Consider the following 517-nt stretch of genomic DNA (forward strand, 5'->3'; position numbering starts at 1 on the left):
AAAACACCAGCTATTACGAAATTCTTATTTGAACAGGATATTCAACCAGCACTTCCTTATACACGACCAAAAACGAAAGACGGATTTTTGCGCAAACATGAGTATGTGTATGATGAGTACTATGATTGCTATCTTTGTCCGGAAGGGCAAATCTTAAACTATTCGACAACGACTAAAGATGGGAAACGTCAATATAAATCGAACCCTACTCAATGTGCAACGTGTCCTTTACTGACCCAATGTACGAACAGTAAGGACCACCGAAAAGTTATCGAGCGACATATTTGGGCTCATTATGTCGAGGAAGCAGACCATCTTCGTCATCAAAACCATATCAAACAAATCTATGCGAAACGTAAAGAAACGATTGAACGTGTCTTTGCGGACGCGAAAGAAAAGCATGGTATGCGATGGACAACCCTACGTGGGATTAAAAAATTGTCCATGCAGGCGATGCTTACTTTTGCTGCCATGAATTTAAAGAAGCTTGCCAATTGGACTTGGCAAGCTCCAGAAA

At 40.8% G+C, this 517-nt stretch carries 1 protein-coding gene; it reads left to right on the forward strand.

What is annotated here, in order from left to right; genetic code table 11:
• The coding region (locus EK386_RS20090) for a transposase (RefSeq protein ID WP_179966077.1) at positions 1–517 on the forward strand (517 nt) is incomplete at both ends.

The sequence above is a fragment of the Lysinibacillus antri genome (assembly GCF_003977595.1).
In the GTDB taxonomy this organism is placed as follows: Bacteria; Bacillota; Bacilli; order Bacillales_A; family Planococcaceae; genus Ureibacillus; species Ureibacillus antri.